This is a genomic window from Pseudomonas sp. A34-9 (assembly GCF_029543085.1).
GTDB lineage: Bacteria > Pseudomonadota > Gammaproteobacteria > Pseudomonadales > Pseudomonadaceae > Aquipseudomonas.
This window is the reverse complement of the sequence record NZ_CP119967.1, coordinates 1,811,522-1,827,438: the sequence shown is the minus strand read 5'-3', so window position 1 is coordinate 1,827,438 and position 15,917 is coordinate 1,811,522. Positions and strand designations below refer to the sequence as shown.

Here is a 15,917-nt window from a genome sequence, read left to right as displayed (position 1 = left end):
CAAACGCTTTAATAAAAAAAACACACTCGATTTCAGGAATACACCATGTCCACTTTGAACCAAGCCCACTGCGAAGCCTGCCGCGCCGATGCGCCACAAGTCAGCGACGAAGAACTGCCGATCCTGATCAAGCAGATCCCTGACTGGAACATCGAAGTGCGCGACAGCATCATGCAGCTGGAGAAGGTCTTCCTGTTCAAGAACTTCAAACACGCACTGGCCTTCACCAACGCTGTCGGCGAGATCTCTGAGGCCGAAGGTCACCACCCGGGCCTGCTGACCGAGTGGGGCAAAGTCACCGTGACCTGGTGGAGCCACTCGATCAAAGGCCTGCACCGCAACGACTTCATCATGGCCGCGCGCACTGACGAAGTGGCCAAGACTGCAGAAGGACGCAAGTAATGCACTTCGACGCCATCGGCCGGGTACCCGGCGACCCGATCCTCGGCTTGATGGAGGCGTATGCGCAGGACACCAACCCGCGCAAATTCGACTTGGGCGTTGGCGTCTACAAAGACGCCCAAGGCCTGACGCCGGTCCCGGAAGCGGTGAAAATCGCCGAAGCGCGGCTGGTCGAAAGCCAGGACACCAAGACCTACATCGGTGGTCACGGCAATCCGCTGTTCGGCAAAGTCATCAATGAGTTGGTGCTCGGCGCCGATTCGAAGCTGATCGCCGAACAACGTGCCGGCGCCACCCAGACCCCGGGCGGTACTGGTGCCCTGCGTCTGGCCGCTGACTTCATCGCTCAGTGCCTGCCGGGCAAAGGCGTGTGGTTGAGCAACCCGACCTGGCCGATCCACGAAACCATTTTCGCGGCGGCCGGGGTCAAGGTCAGCCACTACCCCTACGTGGGCGGTGACAACCGTCTCGACGTCGACGCCATGCTCGCCGTGCTCAACGAAGTGCCGCACGGTGATGTGGTGCTGCTGCACGCGTGCTGCCACAACCCGACCGGTTTCGACTTGAATCATGACGACTGGCAGCGCGTGCTCGACGTGGTGCGCAGACGCAATCTGCTGCCGCTGATCGACTTTGCCTACCAGGGTTTTGGCGACGGTCTTGAGCAGGATGCGTGGTCGACCCGGCTGTTCGCGGCGCAAGTGCCTGAGTTGCTGATCACCAGTTCCTGCTCGAAGAACTTTGGCTTGTACCGCGATCGCACCGGTGCGCTGATCGTCTGCGCAAAAACCGCCGACAAGCTCATCGACATCCGCAGCCAATTGGCCAACATCGCCCGCAACCTGTGGTCGACGCCGCCGGATCACGGCGCGGCCGTGGTCGCGACCATCCTCGCCGATCCCGAGCTGAAAGCCCGTTGGGCCGATGAAGTGGAAGCCATGCGTCTGCGTATTGCGCAGTTGCGCAGCGGCCTGGTCGAAGCGCTGGAGCCACACGGCCTGCGCGAGCGTTTTGCGCACATTGGCGTGCAACGCGGGATGTTCTCTTACACCGGCCTGTCGCCGGAGCAAGTGAAGCAACTGCGCGAGCATCACAGCGTGTACATGGTCAGCTCGGGCCGGGCGAACGTCGCCGGCATCGACGCCACCCGCCTCGCGCTGCTGGCCGACGCCATCGCCAACGTCTGCAAATAGTCAAAACACCGCAATACCCCTGTAGGAGCTGCCGAAGGCTGCGATCTTTTGATCTTGTTTTTTACAAGCAAAATCAAAAGATCGCAGCCTTCGGCAGCTCCTACATTTGTTTTGCGCTGACCTCAGGTTTGATCGTTCCCACGCTCCGCGTGGGAATGCAGCTCGGGACGCTCTGCGTCCCAACAGCGGACGTAGAGCGTCTATAGAGGCATTCCCACGCAGAGCATGGGAATGATCAATCTCTCGTCTGGGCCTCCCCTGCGGCCATCTGTCGCATTAATTTGAATTAAAAGTCTGATTGTCATTTTTCCTGCTGTATCCTTCGCAGGCTTTCTAAAAGCGCGGATCTACCAGATCTATCAACAGACTTAGCGAGGAGCGCAACCATGCACGAGATTCCTAATCTCCCCTTCCCAAGCCTGCACGTACCTGAGCAGACGACCACGCAACAAGCCGGTGCCCAACAGGCCGAGCCGAAAGAAGCCGTTGAGAGCCGCCCGGCCGACAACGAAGAGTAAGACCCCGTCGTACAGACCGTGTGGAAAGCGCTAACATGCGCTTTCCACACTGCCTGAACCCCGAGCCCGCCATGACCGACGAATTCTCTGAAAGCCAAGCTGCCGTACTGATCGGCGCCACCGAGAAGATGATCGAGATCTGGAACCGCCTCTCCCCGGAAAAACGCGCCGCCCTGCTCGCCCGTTTCGGCAGCGAAGAAAACGCCCTCGCCGCCCTGGTCACCACACGATTGGTTGCCCCGGACAAACCTTGAATCCGCCGCCGAGCAAATAGTTTTACTTTTCCCGCCCCAGATCCGCGCGCGCCGGTATCATAAGCAGCCTATCTAATCTGCCGTTCCCGTGGACCGTTACCCATGTCGCCCTCTATGCCAGAACCCCAGCGCCCCCTGGCGGTCACGCTGCAAGTCGTTTCCATCGTCCTTTTCACCTTTATCGGTTACCTGAACATCGGCATTCCGCTCGCGGTGTTGCCGGGCTATGTCCACAGTGACCTGGGCTTTGGCGCGGTGATCGCCGGCCTGGTGATCAGCGTGCAATACCTCGCGACCCTACTCAGCCGCCCGTACGCCGGCAAGATCATCGACAACCAGGGCAGCAAGCGCGCCGTGATGATTGGCCTCGCCGGGTGTGGTTTGAGCGGTGTGTTCATGCTGATTTCGGCGTGGACACCGAACCTGCCGATGTTCAGCTTGATCAGTCTGTTGATCGGCCGTCTGGTGCTGGGCAGCGCGGAAAGCCTCGTCGGCTCCGGCTCGATCGGCTGGGGCATCGGCCGGGTCGGCGCAGCAAACACCGCCAAGGTGATTTCCTGGAACGGCATCGCCAGTTATGGCGCACTCGCGGTCGGCGCACCGTTCGGCGTGTGGCTGGTCGGCCAGCTGGGTCTGTGGAGCATGGGCGTCAGCATCATCCTGCTCGCCGCCCTGGGCCTGTTGCTCGCCTGGCCAAAAACGCCGGCGCCGATTGTCGTCGGCGAACGCCTGCCGTTCATGCATGTGCTCGGCAAAGTGTTTCCCCACGGTTGCGGTCTGGCGCTGGGCTCGATCGGCTTCGGCACCATCGCCACCTTCATCACCCTGTATTACGCGACCCGGCATTGGGACAACGCCGTGTTGTGCCTGAGCCTGTTCGGCGCCAGCTTCATCGGCGCGCGACTGCTGTTCGGCAACCTGATCAACCGCCTCGGCGGCTTTCGCGTGGCGATTGCCTGCCTGTCGGTGGAAACCCTGGGCCTGCTGCTGTTGTGGCTCGCACCAGACGCACATTGGGCGCTGGCCGGTGCGGCGCTGAGCGGGTTTGGTTTCTCGCTGGTGTTCCCGGCGCTGGGGGTGGAAGCGGTAAACCTGGTGCCTGCTTCAAGCCGTGGCGCAGCAGTCGGTGCTTATTCGCTGTTCATTGATTTGTCGCTGGGGATCACCGGGCCTTTGGCCGGGGCGATTGCGGCAGGCTTTGGTTTTGCTTCGATCTTCCTGTTCGCCGCCCTCGCCGCGCTGAGCGGATTGGCCTTGAGCGTGTATCTGTACAAGCACACCGCCAAGTACCGCGAAGACTAGAAATCCACTTTGCCGCGCCCGGCCTTGATGCTGCCGCGCTTGGTTTTCGATTCGAGCCGGCGCTTCTTCGAGCCGAGGGTCGGCTTGGTCGGGCGGCGTTTCTTTTCGACTTTGGTGGCGCTGAGGATCAGCTCGACCAGGCGCTCCAGCGCATCGGCGCGGTTGGCTTCCCGCGTGCGATATTGCTGGGCCTTGAGGATCAACACGCCGTCGCTGGTGATGCGACTGTCGCGCAGCGCCAGCAGCCGCTCCTTGTAGAACTCGGGCAACGACGAGGCCGGAATGTCGAAGCGCAGGTGCACGGCGCTGGAGACCTTGTTGACGTTCTGCCCACCGGCGCCTTGAGCGCGGATGGCAGTCAGTTCGATCTCGGCATCCGGCAGATGCACGTTGTTGGAAATCACCAGCATTGAAAAAGCGTCCGTAATCAGAACGCGCAGGATACCCCGAAACAGGCCTCGAACCTGCTGAAGATCCACAGTAGGCCTTCGCCTGTTCGCGATGAAATACATCGACTTGTCAGAAATCGATTAACCGCCCAAGTGCGCAACTTCTTGCGCACTTTGCGGCTGTTTCCACAGTAAAAAGCGATTTATCCCGCAGGCATCCGGCGCAAACCCCTGCTGCGTAATGGCCATATAGTGGCTGGCACGGATTTTGATATCAAATCGGCACTAACGCCCGCTGAACGCAGACAGGAAATTCAGGGGCGCTCGCTGAGCCAGCAACCCTCGGTCAAAGGAATGACGCAATGAAAGACGCAATTCGCTTGGGAGACTCCACCACTCACGGTGGCAAGGTCCTCGAAGCTTTCTCCCGCACCGACCTCAACGGCAAGCCGATTGCCGGGGTTGGTCACAAGGCCAGCTGCCCGCTGTGCAAAGGGGTTTTCCCGATTGCCGAGGGCAGCAGCACCTACACCGTCGATGGCACACCCATCGCACTGGACGGCATGAAAACCGCCTGCGGCGCCGCGCTGATCGCCAGTGGCCCGAAAGGCGCTGTCGTCAGCTAATCCCGTTTTTTTCACTTTGATGCGTACCTCTGAGAGGCGGCTTTTTCTTGCCCGCTCGTTGAGGTCTTCAACTTTTGCCCTCAAAGCCCGGGCCTTGTTGCCGGGTGAGATGCCGTAATGACCACTGAAACTGCTGTCGCAAAACGTGAGCCCCAAGTTGCCATCGTTCCACTCAATGCCATCGACATTCAGGACGTCGCCAGCAGTGCGGCAACCTTCGATGCCTGGCTGCAATCGGCCACTGACGGCGTGGTCACCCTCGACCGGATCAAGAACGTCGCCGGCGCCTTGCCGGTGGTGGGCAACATCATGGCTCTGGTCGATGCGCTGGGTGACATCGTCACCTTGTCGAACGCCAAGCAACGCGACTTGCTCGCGTGGGCCAGCCTTGGCATCAACCTGATCGGCATTTTGCCGTTGCCGCCGGCAATGGCCGCAGCGCGCATGCCCCTGCGCCCGACGCTGTTTCTGATGCGTCAGGAAAGCGCGTGGTGAATTCGTTGATCCAGGCGTGGAGACTGCTCCCCAAGGCGTTGAAGCCTGGTGCAAAGGCGCCGATGAAGGCCTTCGTCGCGGGTTGAAATCAGTCGGTCTCTGAGTGAATAAAGCCTTACTACACCTCAAGATAGCCGCTCGCGGACGCACGAGCGCATCTGGACTCTGCACCGAGTTCCAGCCCTATTTCGAGTATCATCCCCACCCCTTGCCTTTAAGACCTCAATGCAGGAAGCATAACCATGACCAATAAAGCAGTTATCGTATTCAGCGGCGGGCAGGACTCCACCACGTGTTTGATCCACGCCCTGACTCATTACGATGAAGTCCACTGCATCACGTTCGACTATGGTCAGCGTCATCATGCGGAAATTGAAGTGGCGCAGCAGCTGTCGAAAAAGCTCGGCGTCACCGTGCATAAAACGCTGGATGTGTCCTTGCTCAATGAGCTGGCCATCAGCAGCCTGACCCGCGATAACATTCCGGTGCCGACCGTGAACAGCTCTGGCGAGAGCCTGCCAAGCACCTTCGTTCCGGGGCGGAACATTCTGTTTCTGACGCTGGCCTCTATCTATGCTTATCAAGTCCAGGCCAAAACGGTCATTACCGGGGTCTGTGAAACCGACTTCTCGGGCTATCCCGATTGCCGGGATGAATTCGTCAAGGCCTTGAATAAAGCCCTTGAATTAGGCATGGATTATAAGCTGCAACTGGATACGCCATTGATGTGGCTGAACAAGGCAGAGACCTGGGCCTTGGCGGATTACCACCATCAACTGGAGCTGGTTCGTGAAGAAACCCTGACTTGTTATAACGGCATCAAAGGCACTGGATGTTCCGATTGCGATGCCTGTAATCTTCGTGCCAAAGGCTTGAATGAGTTCCTGAACAATAAAGTGCAGGTAACTCAAAGCTTGAAAGAGAAACTTGGCTTAAAGTAAAACCGCAACAAAAAAAGCGCTCACTCAAGCATGCCGAGTGAGCGCCCTCCTCTCTTTATTGCGTCTGCGCACCCGTCAGGTATTTCTTGAACAAAGACCGTGCCCCGTAGGCCGGCAAGATATTGAAGAAGGCAAAGCCTACCTTGATTGCGATCTGAACGTAGATCATGCCCAGTATCGCGCTGTTTTCCATCGTCCCGTAAAAGGCGATGTAGCAGAACAGAAAACTGTCGATGATCACGGCAAACAATGTGCTTAAAAACACCCGCAAAAACAAGAACCTGGAGTTTGTGAGTTCTTTAATCTTGCACAACAGGTACGAGTTTATATTCTCGGAAACCAGAAACGATACAGAAGACGCTACAAGGACCGCGGACAACTGACTGATAACGTCATTGTAAGCCCCATCGAGTTTCCAACCCGGCAACCCCGGAAGATGGGTAGTGATGGCCAGCAGAATGATAATCGCGGCATTGCTGATGAACGCGAACAGGATCGCTTTTCGCGCGAGTCTCAGGCCGAAGGTTTCGTTGAGCAAGTCGACGATCAGAAACGTCAGCGGATAGAGAAAAGTACCCGGCGTTACGACAATATCGAAATACTCCAGATAGATCGGTTTTGTCGCAGCAATGCTGGTGAAAATGTAAAGCGTGAACAGCATCAGGTTCAGGATGATGTAGATCATCCAGGAACTCTCATGCCGGTCATTTATTTCGTAAGCGGTGAGCGCTCCGCCCTGGGAGTAAAACTTCTTGTAGAGGTTTTTCACTTCGATTTTATTCAGATTGTCCATAATCTCACTATTCAACACTTCACTCAGCTTTATTTTAATTATTTTGCCTGTCGCGATGACCATGATGACGGCCAGGCTTTTTCCATTTTCGAACCCCAGCAATTTGTACTTGCTGTTTTCCATTTCAACACTGCAATCCATTAAATCGTTCCTCGATTACATCTCCGATCACGCATACTCGATCCGTATCAAAGCTGCCTTCATGGCTTATAGATAACTTCGCTGTGATTTTGTCATACACCAGCTTTTCCCTGTCGCTGGTCGATGCTCCTTTCTGCACGATCAATAGATCGCCGGGTTCATTCATGCCGCTGATTTCGTTTTCCAGCAGCACGCCAATCAGGTTAAAGGAAGCGCCAAAATAATAAGTCAGTGGATAAATCGTGGCCAACTCACCAATTCTTTTATCCAGACTTTGCAGCAGCATACTTTCTTTAATCACCGGAACGGCTGCCGGATTCATGTTTCCCTGAGGCGAAATACTGCTCTCGATTATTTCTTTTTCTTCAAAATCAATCGTCTCTATTTCTTCGTAAGATACGCCGAAGAAATCAGAAATCTTGCGGACAGTAGACTGTTGGACATTGACCACCTTGCCTTCAAGAATGTTATAGATGGTCGTTCGGGTCAAACCACTGGAGTTGCACAAGGACAGCTGCGTCTCCCCGCGACTCTTGATCAGGTACTTGATATTGTTCTTCAGATTCTCCGATCTTTCTCTTCTGTGCATCACATGCTTATCGTCCATTGTTAACTGCAATCATTGTCACGCCCTGAATGATCATTCCGGACATGCACAAGTGAGGTAGGAAATTGCAGTTGTATCCCTGTCAGTGCCGCGCAAGATCATAGCACTCTCCCTCCTTGGGTCCGGTATAAAAAGTCAGCCTTCACAGCTGCCTTCCGCCCTCTTGCAGGATCATTTCAGCCTCTGCACTGACGCGTTAGTTCCTGATGCCTTGCACTCGGCGCTTGAAAATCGGCACCGGACAGTGGCTGTTTTACACCCGCAGCGACTGCAAAAAGAATCATTTTTTTTGAAGAATGTTCATTTTTTTGATTAATTCTGTGGCGTTCCCCACTGAAAAATTTATGATGCGTCAATCCGGCGTCCCCTTCTCGAGAGTGAAGGGACGAAAAAACGGGGGGCCTGTACAGGGTTTAGTTTTGCGCGCACAGCGGTCAAAACACGGATTCGCCTGTACAGATCTGGCAAGCAAGGACATGTGCAAATCACGCAAAACCAGGGAAGGAATCAAGCAATGGCAGTCATTACTGAACCGCTCAAGAACCAGGCTGACGTGTTGCGTCGTGGCCTGGCGGATCTCCGTGCAGAAGATGCCGAACTGGCGGCGATTCTCGACGCTGAAGTCACCCGTCAACAGCACACGCTTTCGTTGATCTCATCGTCCTGCGCCGCGCAACCACGAACCTTGGTGGCATCCGCTTCAGTGCTGGTCAACGTGACAGCCGAAGGCATGCCCGGCAAGCGCCACAGCACGGGGTGCGAGAACGTCGAACGGGTCGAATCGCTGGCCATCCGCCGGGCGCGGGAACTGTTCGGCGCGCAATATGCCAACGTGCAGCCACATTCAGCGTCGAACGCCGTTTACCAGGTGCTCACAGCGTTGCTTGAGCCTGGCGACACCTTGCTGGGTATGGCGGTGGAACACGGTGGTCACCTCACGCACGGCAGCCTCGCTGCGTTTTCGGGCGCCTACTACAAGGCGATCCAGTACGGCACGACAGCAGACGGCCTCATCGATTACGACAAGGTACGGCTGCTCGCACTCGCCCATCGCCCACGCGTCATCCTCTGCGGCGCTACCGCCTATTCGCGCGTGGTGGACTTCAAGCGCTTTCGCGCAATTGCCGATGAAGCCGGCGCTATCCTGCTCGCCGATATTTCGCATATCGCCGGGCTGGTCGCCACCGGGCGCCACCCAAGTCCGATCGATGCCGCCCACGTCACCGTCACTTGCACGCACAAGCAACTGGCCGGTCCTCGCGGCGGCCTGATCCTCAGCGGTGCTGATGCGAATACCAAGATTCCCGGTTTGCGGACCACCTTCAGCCGCCTGCTTGAGCAAGCCGTTTATCCGCGAATGCAGGGTGCGCCCGCCGCCAATATGATCGCAGCGAAGGCTGCCGCGCTGGGTTACGCAATGTCCGCAGCATTCGATGCCTGCATGGCGCAGCTCCGCAGTACGGCGGATGAAATGGCCAATGCGTTTCAGGCCAAGGATTATGAGGTGGTCGGCGGCTGCAGTGAAAACCATACGGTGCTGGTTCGCTTGCGTGGCGGCATTACCGGTGCCATCGCGGAGGCGGCGCTGGGGCATTGCGGGATCATCGTCAGCAAATATCGCGTACCCGACGATCCCCGCTCGGCACTTGTCACCAGCGGACTGCGTATCGGCACGGGCGCTCTGGCGCAACGCCGGGTCGATGTCCACGGCAGCCGCCAGATCGTCGATTTGATCGTGCGGATTCTCAATACGGTGGCGCCGCTCGGCGAACAGGATTACACCCTGGAACCCCTGCTCCTTGCGCAGTTTCGCTCAGAGGTCGAAACCCTGTGCAGAGACTATCCTCTCGCCGACTATCAATAGCGTCCCAACATTTGCAGCCATAAAAAACCCGGCACTATCAGGCCGGGTTTTGTGTTTCTGCGTCAGCGCTTACTTGGCAGCACCTGCCGCGTGCACGGCCTGCTGCGCACCGCGCTTGTTCTTGATCAGGTAGCAGACCCACATGAATACGACCCACACCGGAATCGCATACACCGAGATCTGAATGCCCGGGATCAGCAGCATCACGCCAAGGATGAACGCGACGAACGCCAGGCAGATGTAGTTGCCGTACGGGTACCACAGGGCCTTGAACAGCGGCGTCTGCTGCGTCTTGTTCATGTGCTGGCGGAACTTGAAGTGCGAGAAGCTGATCATCGCCCAGTTGATCACCAGCGTCGCCACGACGAGGGACATCAGCAGTTCCAGCGCGTGTTGCGGCATCAGGTAGTTGAGCAACACAGCGACCAGCGTCACCGCAGCGGAAGCCAGAATCGAACGCACCGGCACGCCACGCTTGTCGATTTTCGCCAGACCTTTCGGCGCATCACCCTGCTCGGCCATGCCCAGCAGCATGCGGCTGTTGCAGTAAGTGCCGCTGTTGTACACCGACAACGCCGCGGTCAGGACCACAAAGTTGAGGATGTGCGCGGCGGTGTTGCTGCCGAGCATCGAGAACACTTGCACGAACGGGCTGCCGCTGTACGAATCGCCAGATGCGTTGAGGGTTTCCAGCAGGCTGTCCCATGGGGTCAGCGACAGCAGAATCACCAGCGCACCGATGTAGAAAATCAGGATCCGGTAGATCACCTGGTTGATCGCTTTCGGGATCACGGTCTTCGGCTTGTCGGCTTCAGCCGCGGTGAAACCGAGCATTTCCAGACCGCCGAAGGAGAACATGATGATCGCCATGGCCATCACCAGACCGCTCACGCCATTCGGGAAGAAACCACCGTGCGACCACAGGTTGCTCACCGAGGCTTGCGGGCCGCCGTGGCCGCTGACCAGCAGGTAGCTGCCGAGCGCAATCATGCCGACGATCGCCACGACCTTGATGATCGCGAACCAGAATTCCGCCTCACCGAAGACTTTGACGTTGGCCAGGTTGATCGCGTTGATCAGCACGAAGAAAGCCGCGGCAGACACCCAGGTCGGGATGTCCGGCGCCCAGTAGTGGATGTATTTGCCGACTGCGGTCAGCTCCGACATGCCCACCAGAATGTACAGAATCCAGCAGTTCCAGCCCGACAGGAAACCGGCAAAGCCGCCCCAGTACTTGTGCGCGAAATGGCTGAAGGAACCGGCCACCGGCTCTTCGACGATCATCTCGCCGAGCTGGCGCATGATCATGAAGGCGATGAAGCCGCAGATGGCGTAGCCGAGGATCATCGACGGGCCAGCGGATTTCAGTACCCCGGCCGAGCCGAGGAACAATCCGGTACCGATCGCGCCACCGAGGGCGATCAGTTGAATGTGGCGATTTTTCAGGCCGCGTTTCAGCTCGCCTGATTGCGAGGGTTGTCCACTCATGAAAAAGGTCTCACGCAAGGTTTGATGATGTTCAGTAGACGTTGCTGCAAGGTTGCGATTTCAAGCAGCCCCGATCAAACCCCAGCGCAGGCACCAGGAGTTCAGCTTATTTACAACGGTCATGCGTCACCTGTTTGTTTTTATCTGTGACGAAATCGAACCCGAAACGCTTGTGGCGCCACGGAGTGAACAAGGCGGACAGCCTTGAGATTTGCGCGATTACGCAGAGGGTCACAGTTAAAACGCGGCGCATTGTACACCGCTAACCCCCTGCTGCCAGACCCCGCTGGATCAGCGTGTCGGTTGCCGGGATTGCGCGTGTCCGCCTCGAGACGCTCGGGCGGCTGCAAAAATTGAGTCAGGCCTTTGCAGGCCATCGACGTGGACGAGGAAAAAACCGTCCCACGGAGAGAGGTGGAGATCAGTCACGGCGTTCATTGCGCCTCCTTCTTGTTATGCACCTGCACGACAGGCATGGGGCGCATATCACCCTGCAAACGCGGCTGAAACAAGCGCGCCAGAGCCTTGCGCAGCCCACGGCGGGGCAGGCTTCGGCAGGTTTTCCTTACAGCCTTCGCCGAAGGTTGGTTTCACTCGGCTTTATCGGCTTTTTTGTAAATATTTCTTTACGCTGCGTAACGCAGAGTTTCCAATTCAGAATTTTCTGTCAGACGTCTGCAAATTGACGGTAGCTAGCTTGCTAATGAAACGCGCTGTTTAGTTTTCTGTTTTCAAATAAGAAAACTGCCGCTGAAAAACAGAATAAAAAGTCTATTTAAAAATTAAATGAATAATTTTTTGCATTACAAAAAACCCTGAACTAGGTTCTTCACGTCTTGCCGGCCACCTCGACCGGCCAGTCACAACCGTGAAAGTCATCTAGGAGATCGACCATGCAAGCACTGGAAAAAGACTTGGATACCGAACTGCAACTGGACGAATGGTTTGAGGCACCGACCCATGAGGCAGCAGTGGAAATGATGCAAGCCGACGCGGTAGTTCCGTTCGGCACGGCGATGTGGCCTCTGTAAGACATCCCGGGCAGGCACGATCCGGCCGGTCGTGCCTGCCGCTTTCTTCACGGTCAGTCAGGGAGGATTCATGGATAAGCCCCGCGCGATCTCGCATTTCCTTTACTACCTCGAACATCACCCTGCCCTTGCCGGCCTCGACTCGGCAAAGGTATTGCTCGGCCACACGGCTGATTATGAAGCGCTGACCGGCGCCATCGCCGAACAGGCCGGCGATCATCCTCGCTTCCACTTCAGCGCTCGACGCCTGGACCTGGAAAGCACCGCAGCGCTGACCTCGGCAATCACCGACAGCGATCTGTACATTTTCTTCTACGACTCTTCCACCCTGCCCAACCCGCGCCCCGACGGCCCGGAGTTCGTCCGCGCACTGCAGGGCGTGATGGCGGAAAACTGGAAGAAGTCGCTGCTGTTCAAGGATTACGGCGATTATTTCTACGACACCTTCAGCGTCAGCCCGCAGCGCATTGCTGGCCTGAACAGCCATTTGATCCAGCGCATGTCCCAGGCGACCACGCTGAGTTTCAAGGACGATGACGGCTCATGGTTTGAAACGCCGCTGAGCAGCATCAAGAAGTGGACCGACATCAACGGTGTCGGCAACTTCGACCTGGCCCCCGGCGAAATCGCCACGCACAGCGAGGCCATCAACGGCCATGTGAAATTCAAGGGCACGTTCCTCAGTACCATCCCGTTTGCGCGCAAATACGGCGTGCTGGAATCGCCGCTGGAACTGTGGATCGAGAACTCGACCATCAGTCGCATCGCCACCGACGTGCCGGGGCTGGAGCATGATTTCAACAAGTACCTGGACGCCAATCCGTCGAACCGGCGGATTGAAGAGTTGGGGATTGGCACCAATGAAGGCGTGAAGGACTTGTATGCGCGTAATGCCGGATTTGAAGAGCGGCATTGTGGCTTGCACCTTGGGTTGGGCGGTGGCGCAAAAGGCAGTCATCACCTCGATCTGATCTTTTCGGGTGGAGTGTTGGCGTTGGATGACAAGCCGGTGTTTGACGGGCGCTTTGTCTTTTAGGCGGCTGACGCCTTCGCGAGCAGGCTCGCTCCCACAGGGGATTTATGTTCCACGCAATTCCAATGTGGGAGCGAGCCTGCTCGCGAAGAGGCCCAATCAGTCGCTATATAACTTCTGTCAGACGAAAAAAAACGCCAACCCTGCGGTTGGCGTTTTTGCTTTGGCTTGAAGCTTGCCGCTAGAAGCTCACAGCTGCCTTATTCAGGCTTCTTGCGACCAAACCCCGGACGCTGACCGGAACCCGCCGGTGCACCACGACGCTTGCCCGACGGCTTGTCGCCATCAACCAGCTTGATCCCCGGACGCTTCGGCGCAGACTTGGCCGGGCGCTTGTTGGTGGTGTCCGCCGGGCGATCTGCCACTGGCGTACCACGACCGGCAGGCGCGCCACGCTCGCCACGCTCAGTGCGACCATTGGCCGGACGCGGAGCGCGCTCGCCGTCACGGGCAACCGGCTTGCGACCTGGACGCTCACCTTCGATCTGCGGCTCACGGCTTGGGCGCGGACCGGTCGGTGCGCCAGCGGCTGGACGCAGGGTGCGTACGCGCTCGGTCTTGCCCATCGGACGCGACGATTTACGCTGCATACGCTCAAGCTTGTCTTTGCTCTTGGCGTTCAGTTGCGGCATCGCCACCGGCGTCAGGCCGACTTCAGCACTGAGAATGTCGACTTCGTACTGGCTCATTTCGCGCCAGCGACCCATCGGCAGGTCGGAGTTGAGGAACACCGGACCGAAACGCACGCGCTTCAGGCGGCTGACCACCAGACCTTGCGATTCCCACAGACGACGAACCTCACGGTTACGACCTTCCATCACCACGCAGTGGTACCAGTGGTTGAAGCCTTCGCCACCGGGCGCCTGCTTGATGTCGGTGAACTTGGCCGGGCCGTCTTCCAGCACCACGCCAGCCTTCAGACGCTCGATCATTTCGTCGTCGACTTCACCGCGTACACGCACGGCGTACTCACGGTCCATCTCGTAGGACGGGTGCATCAGGCGGTTGGCCAGTTCACCGTCGGTGGTGAACATCAGCAAACCGGTGGTGTTGATGTCGAGACGACCGATGTTGATCCAGCGGCCTTCTTTCGGACGCGGCAGCTTGTCGAACACGGTCGGACGGCCTTCCGGGTCGTCACGGGTGCAGATCTCGCCATCGGGCTTGTTGTACATGATCACGCGGCGGACCGATTCGGCCGCCTCTTCGCGCTTGATCACCTTGCCATCAATGGTGATGGCGTCGTGCATGTCGACGCGCAGACCGAGGGTGGCGTCTTTGCCATTGACCTTGATCCGGCCCTGGCTGATCCACGACTCCACGTCACGGCGCGAGCCGACGCCGATACGGGCGAGGACTTTCTGCAGCTTTTCGCCTGCTGGGCCGATTTCCTGGTCGTCTTTCTGATTGATGTCACTCATCTGGGCACCTCCCGGTGTGGTCTGTTCAGGCGCACTGAATTGGACGCCTGAAGCATTGAAATCTGGGTTCTCGGCCGAAGGGATCGGCGAAGGGTCGCGAATCATACGCGGATGTGCGCCGTCGCGCATCAGAGACTAGCTGATCGATCGACAGTTATTTCTTTTTCCGCCGACCGGCGCCACCGAGTTTGATCAGGCGCAGCGCGGCTTCGGCCAGCACGGTGCGCTTGTCGTCCTTGTCGAGTTTCTTCCAGGCTTTGATTTCGCGCTTGCTGCGACCGCAGCCGAGGCAGATGTCGTCAGTGAATTTGCAGAGGCTGATGCAGGGGTCTTTGGTGGAACTCATCGAGGTCTCCGGAAAAACACAAATCCCTTGTAGGCCTTCGCCTACAGGGAATAGCGCTGGTTTTGAGGTCGGATCAGTCTTCGAACTCGCGGCGTTCGGCTTCGATGGCTTCGGCCAATGCGCGGGCTTCGGCTTCTTCTTCGCTTAGCTCGGGTTCGGGCGCAGGTTGTTCGAGGGCAGCAACGGCAGCCAAAAGCTTCTCGCGAGCTTCGGCGACACCAAGAATGTCTTCTTCCGGTTCGGCTTCCGGCTCCGCTTCGAGTTCAACTTCAATGACCGGTTCGGCGATTTCACGCTCAACCTCGACCTCTTGAACCTCGATCTCGGCTTCAACCGTCGGTGGTTCACCATCCGCCGCATCCCGCAGCAAGTCGTCGAAATCGGTCTTGATCCCCTCTTCCATGCTGTCCAGCTCCAACAGCAAGGTGTGGAAGCTGGTTTCTTCCTTCTCTTCCTCGGGCTCGGCGCTGGCGTCGGCCAGTTCCTGCAAGCTCTGCGGCACTGGCGCGTCGTCGAAATCGAGTACCGGGTCGGTTTCCATCTCGCGCAGTTCGGCCAGCGGCGGCAGATCTTCGAGGTTCTTCAGGTTGAAGTGATCGAGAAACCCCTTGGTGGTGGCAAACATCGCCGGTTTGCCCGGCACGTCGCGGTAGCCGACGACGCGGATCCACTCTCGTTCCAGCAAGGTTTTGACGATATTGCTGTTCACTGCCACACCGCGCACGTCTTCGATCTCGCCACGGGTGATCGGCTGGCGGTAGGCGATCAGCGCGATGGTTTCCAGCAAGGCACGGGAATAGCGCTGCGGGCGTTCTTCCCAGAGGCGGCCGACCCATGGCGAAAACTTTTCGCGGATCTGCAAGCGATAGCCGGACGAAACTTCCTTGAGCTCGAAGGCACGGCCTTCGCAGGATTTACCCAGCAGTGTCAGTGCTTTCTTGAAAACCGCAGGCTCGGGACGTTCACCTTCTTCGAACAGTTCGAAAAGGCGTTCAAGGGATTGCGGCTTTCCCGAGGCCAACAGAAAGGCTTCAAGCAGGGGCGCCAGCTCGCGGGGTTCAGTCAGGTTCATG

18 protein-coding genes are annotated in these 15,917 nt (G+C 57.7%); 11 read left to right on the top strand and 7 right to left on the bottom strand.

All coding sequences use genetic code 11. The features are described 5' to 3' along the window. The first annotated feature begins 45 nt into the window (after positions 1-45). The 5 genes from P3G59_RS08155 to P3G59_RS08135 all read left to right on the top strand — a co-directional run bounded on the left by P3G59_RS08155 (position 46) and on the right by P3G59_RS08135 (position 3,669). The gene (locus P3G59_RS08155; protein WP_003222798.1) at positions 46-402 is read left to right on the top strand and encodes a 4a-hydroxytetrahydrobiopterin dehydratase; all 357 of its coding nucleotides are present in this window, start codon (positions 46-48) and stop codon (positions 400-402) included. Then, the gene (locus tag P3G59_RS08150) at positions 402-1,595 is read left to right on the top strand and encodes an amino acid aminotransferase (RefSeq protein ID WP_277761158.1); all 1,194 of its coding nucleotides are present in this window, start codon (positions 402-404) and stop codon (positions 1,593-1,595) included. The genes P3G59_RS08155 and P3G59_RS08150 overlap by 1 nt, the downstream gene beginning before the upstream one ends. A gap of 386 nt (positions 1,596-1,981) precedes the next feature. Continuing rightward, on the top strand, positions 1,982-2,113 hold the full coding sequence (locus P3G59_RS08145; RefSeq protein ID WP_263597615.1) for a hypothetical protein: 132 nt from the start codon (positions 1,982-1,984) through the stop codon (positions 2,111-2,113). 35 nt (positions 2,114-2,148) lie between these two features. After that, entirely contained in the window at positions 2,149-2,367 is a 219-nt protein-coding gene (locus P3G59_RS08140; RefSeq protein ID WP_277761157.1) for a hypothetical protein, read from the top strand. A 114-nt stretch (positions 2,368-2,481) separates the two neighbouring features. Continuing rightward, positions 2,482-3,669 (top strand): MFS transporter, encoded by a 1,188-nt coding sequence (locus P3G59_RS08135; protein WP_277761156.1) that lies wholly within the window; start codon positions 2,482-2,484, stop codon positions 3,667-3,669. Here P3G59_RS08135 and arfB read toward each other — a convergent pair. Then, positions 3,666-4,079: an alternative ribosome rescue aminoacyl-tRNA hydrolase ArfB gene (gene arfB, locus P3G59_RS08130; RefSeq protein ID WP_277761155.1), complete on the bottom strand. Its 414-nt coding sequence runs from the start codon at positions 4,077-4,079 to the stop codon at positions 3,666-3,668. The two genes, P3G59_RS08135 and arfB, sit on opposite strands and share 4 nt — an antisense overlap. A gap of 341 nt (positions 4,080-4,420) precedes the next feature. Here arfB and P3G59_RS08125 point away from each other — a divergent pair, with 341 nt between their 5' ends. The 3 genes from P3G59_RS08125 to queC all read left to right on the top strand — a co-directional run bounded on the left by P3G59_RS08125 (position 4,421) and on the right by queC (position 6,120). Further along, positions 4,421-4,684 (top strand): PAAR domain-containing protein, encoded by a 264-nt coding sequence (locus P3G59_RS08125; protein WP_277761154.1) that lies wholly within the window; start codon positions 4,421-4,423, stop codon positions 4,682-4,684. A 117-nt stretch (positions 4,685-4,801) separates the two neighbouring features. Then, the gene (locus P3G59_RS08120) at positions 4,802-5,179 is read left to right on the top strand and encodes a hypothetical protein (protein ID WP_347276971.1); all 378 of its coding nucleotides are present in this window, start codon (positions 4,802-4,804) and stop codon (positions 5,177-5,179) included. Positions 5,180-5,421: 242 nt separating this feature from the next. Further along, positions 5,422-6,120, top strand: a complete 699-nt coding sequence (queC, locus tag P3G59_RS08115) for a 7-cyano-7-deazaguanine synthase QueC (RefSeq protein ID WP_277761153.1) — start codon at positions 5,422-5,424, stop codon at positions 6,118-6,120. Between the two features lie 55 nt (positions 6,121-6,175). Here queC and P3G59_RS08110 read toward each other — a convergent pair whose 3' ends face one another. Beyond that, complete coding sequence (locus P3G59_RS08110) at positions 6,176-7,054, bottom strand: queuosine precursor transporter (protein WP_277761152.1); 879 nt, start codon at positions 7,052-7,054, stop codon at positions 6,176-6,178. Then, entirely contained in the window at positions 7,038-7,643 is a 606-nt protein-coding gene (locus P3G59_RS08105) for a helix-turn-helix transcriptional regulator (RefSeq protein ID WP_141127205.1), read from the bottom strand. The genes P3G59_RS08110 and P3G59_RS08105 overlap by 17 nt, the downstream gene beginning before the upstream one ends. A 532-nt stretch (positions 7,644-8,175) precedes the next feature. On the opposite strand from P3G59_RS08105, the gene P3G59_RS08100 reads away from it, so the two are divergent. Next, positions 8,176-9,525 (top strand): serine hydroxymethyltransferase, encoded by a 1,350-nt coding sequence (locus P3G59_RS08100; protein ID WP_277761151.1) that lies wholly within the window; start codon positions 8,176-8,178, stop codon positions 9,523-9,525. 69 nt (positions 9,526-9,594) lie between these two features. On the opposite strand, the gene P3G59_RS08095 is transcribed toward P3G59_RS08100, so the two are convergent. After that, positions 9,595-11,013 (bottom strand): amino acid permease, encoded by a 1,419-nt coding sequence (locus tag P3G59_RS08095; RefSeq protein ID WP_277761150.1) that lies wholly within the window; start codon positions 11,011-11,013, stop codon positions 9,595-9,597. Positions 11,014-11,906: 893 nt separating this feature from the next. On the opposite strand from P3G59_RS08095, the gene P3G59_RS08090 reads away from it, so the two are divergent. Together P3G59_RS08090 and P3G59_RS08085 are read left to right on the top strand one after the other, a co-directional pair. Next, positions 11,907-12,044, top strand: a complete 138-nt coding sequence (locus tag P3G59_RS08090; protein ID WP_003222780.1) for a hypothetical protein — start codon at positions 11,907-11,909, stop codon at positions 12,042-12,044. A gap of 70 nt (positions 12,045-12,114) precedes the next feature. Continuing rightward, a complete protein-coding gene (locus P3G59_RS08085) occupies positions 12,115-13,080 on the top strand; it encodes a leucyl aminopeptidase (protein WP_277761149.1) in 966 nt (321 codons plus the stop codon). A 197-nt stretch (positions 13,081-13,277) separates the two neighbouring features. On the opposite strand, the gene rluB is transcribed toward P3G59_RS08085, so the two are convergent. The 3 genes from rluB to scpB form a co-directional block, all read right to left on the bottom strand. Continuing rightward, entirely contained in the window at positions 13,278-14,498 is a 1,221-nt protein-coding gene (gene rluB / locus P3G59_RS08080; RefSeq protein WP_277761148.1) for a 23S rRNA pseudouridine(2605) synthase RluB, read from the bottom strand. Between the two features lie 154 nt (positions 14,499-14,652). Continuing rightward, a complete protein-coding gene (locus P3G59_RS08075) occupies positions 14,653-14,844 on the bottom strand; it encodes a DUF1289 domain-containing protein (RefSeq protein WP_007919669.1) in 192 nt (63 codons plus the stop codon). Positions 14,845-14,917: 73 nt separating this feature from the next. Further along, the gene (gene scpB / locus P3G59_RS08070; RefSeq protein ID WP_277761147.1) at positions 14,918-15,916 is read right to left on the bottom strand and encodes an SMC-Scp complex subunit ScpB; all 999 of its coding nucleotides are present in this window, start codon (positions 15,914-15,916) and stop codon (positions 14,918-14,920) included. Between the last annotated feature and the right edge of the window lies 1 nt (position 15,917).

Excerpts from the sequence above, each read along its gene's own strand:
- P3G59_RS08075 (WP_007919669.1), bottom strand. The coding sequence starts at position 14,844 with ATGAGTTCCACCAAAGACCCCTGCATCAGCCTCTGCAAATTCACTGAC.
- P3G59_RS08095 (WP_277761150.1), bottom strand. The coding sequence starts at position 11,013 with ATGAGTGGACAACCCTCGCAATCAGGCGAGCTGAAACGCGGCCTGAAA.
- P3G59_RS08150 (WP_277761158.1), top strand. The coding sequence starts at position 402 with ATGCACTTCGACGCCATCGGCCGGGTACCCGGCGACCCGATCCTCGGC.
- rluB (WP_277761148.1), bottom strand. The coding sequence starts at position 14,498 with ATGAGTGACATCAATCAGAAAGACGACCAGGAAATCGGCCCAGCAGGC.
- P3G59_RS08125 (WP_277761154.1), top strand. The coding sequence starts at position 4,421 with ATGAAAGACGCAATTCGCTTGGGAGACTCCACCACTCACGGTGGCAAG.
- P3G59_RS08155 (WP_003222798.1), top strand. The coding sequence starts at position 46 with ATGTCCACTTTGAACCAAGCCCACTGCGAAGCCTGCCGCGCCGATGCG.
- P3G59_RS08100 (WP_277761151.1), top strand. The coding sequence starts at position 8,176 with ATGGCAGTCATTACTGAACCGCTCAAGAACCAGGCTGACGTGTTGCGT.
- P3G59_RS08110 (WP_277761152.1), bottom strand. The coding sequence starts at position 7,054 with ATGGATTGCAGTGTTGAAATGGAAAACAGCAAGTACAAATTGCTGGGG.
- P3G59_RS08090 (WP_003222780.1), top strand. The coding sequence starts at position 11,907 with ATGCAAGCACTGGAAAAAGACTTGGATACCGAACTGCAACTGGACGAA.
- P3G59_RS08105 (WP_141127205.1), bottom strand. The coding sequence starts at position 7,643 with ATGCACAGAAGAGAAAGATCGGAGAATCTGAAGAACAATATCAAGTAC.
- P3G59_RS08135 (WP_277761156.1), top strand. The coding sequence starts at position 2,482 with ATGCCAGAACCCCAGCGCCCCCTGGCGGTCACGCTGCAAGTCGTTTCC.
- P3G59_RS08085 (WP_277761149.1), top strand. The coding sequence starts at position 12,115 with ATGGATAAGCCCCGCGCGATCTCGCATTTCCTTTACTACCTCGAACAT.
- scpB (WP_277761147.1), bottom strand. The coding sequence starts at position 15,916 with ATGAACCTGACTGAACCCCGCGAGCTGGCGCCCCTGCTTGAAGCCTTT.
- arfB (WP_277761155.1), bottom strand. The coding sequence starts at position 4,079 with ATGCTGGTGATTTCCAACAACGTGCATCTGCCGGATGCCGAGATCGAA.
- P3G59_RS08145 (WP_263597615.1), top strand. The coding sequence starts at position 1,982 with ATGCACGAGATTCCTAATCTCCCCTTCCCAAGCCTGCACGTACCTGAG.
- P3G59_RS08120 (WP_347276971.1), top strand. The coding sequence starts at position 4,802 with ATGACCACTGAAACTGCTGTCGCAAAACGTGAGCCCCAAGTTGCCATC.
- P3G59_RS08140 (WP_277761157.1), top strand. The coding sequence starts at position 2,149 with ATGCGCTTTCCACACTGCCTGAACCCCGAGCCCGCCATGACCGACGAA.
- queC (WP_277761153.1), top strand. The coding sequence starts at position 5,422 with ATGACCAATAAAGCAGTTATCGTATTCAGCGGCGGGCAGGACTCCACC.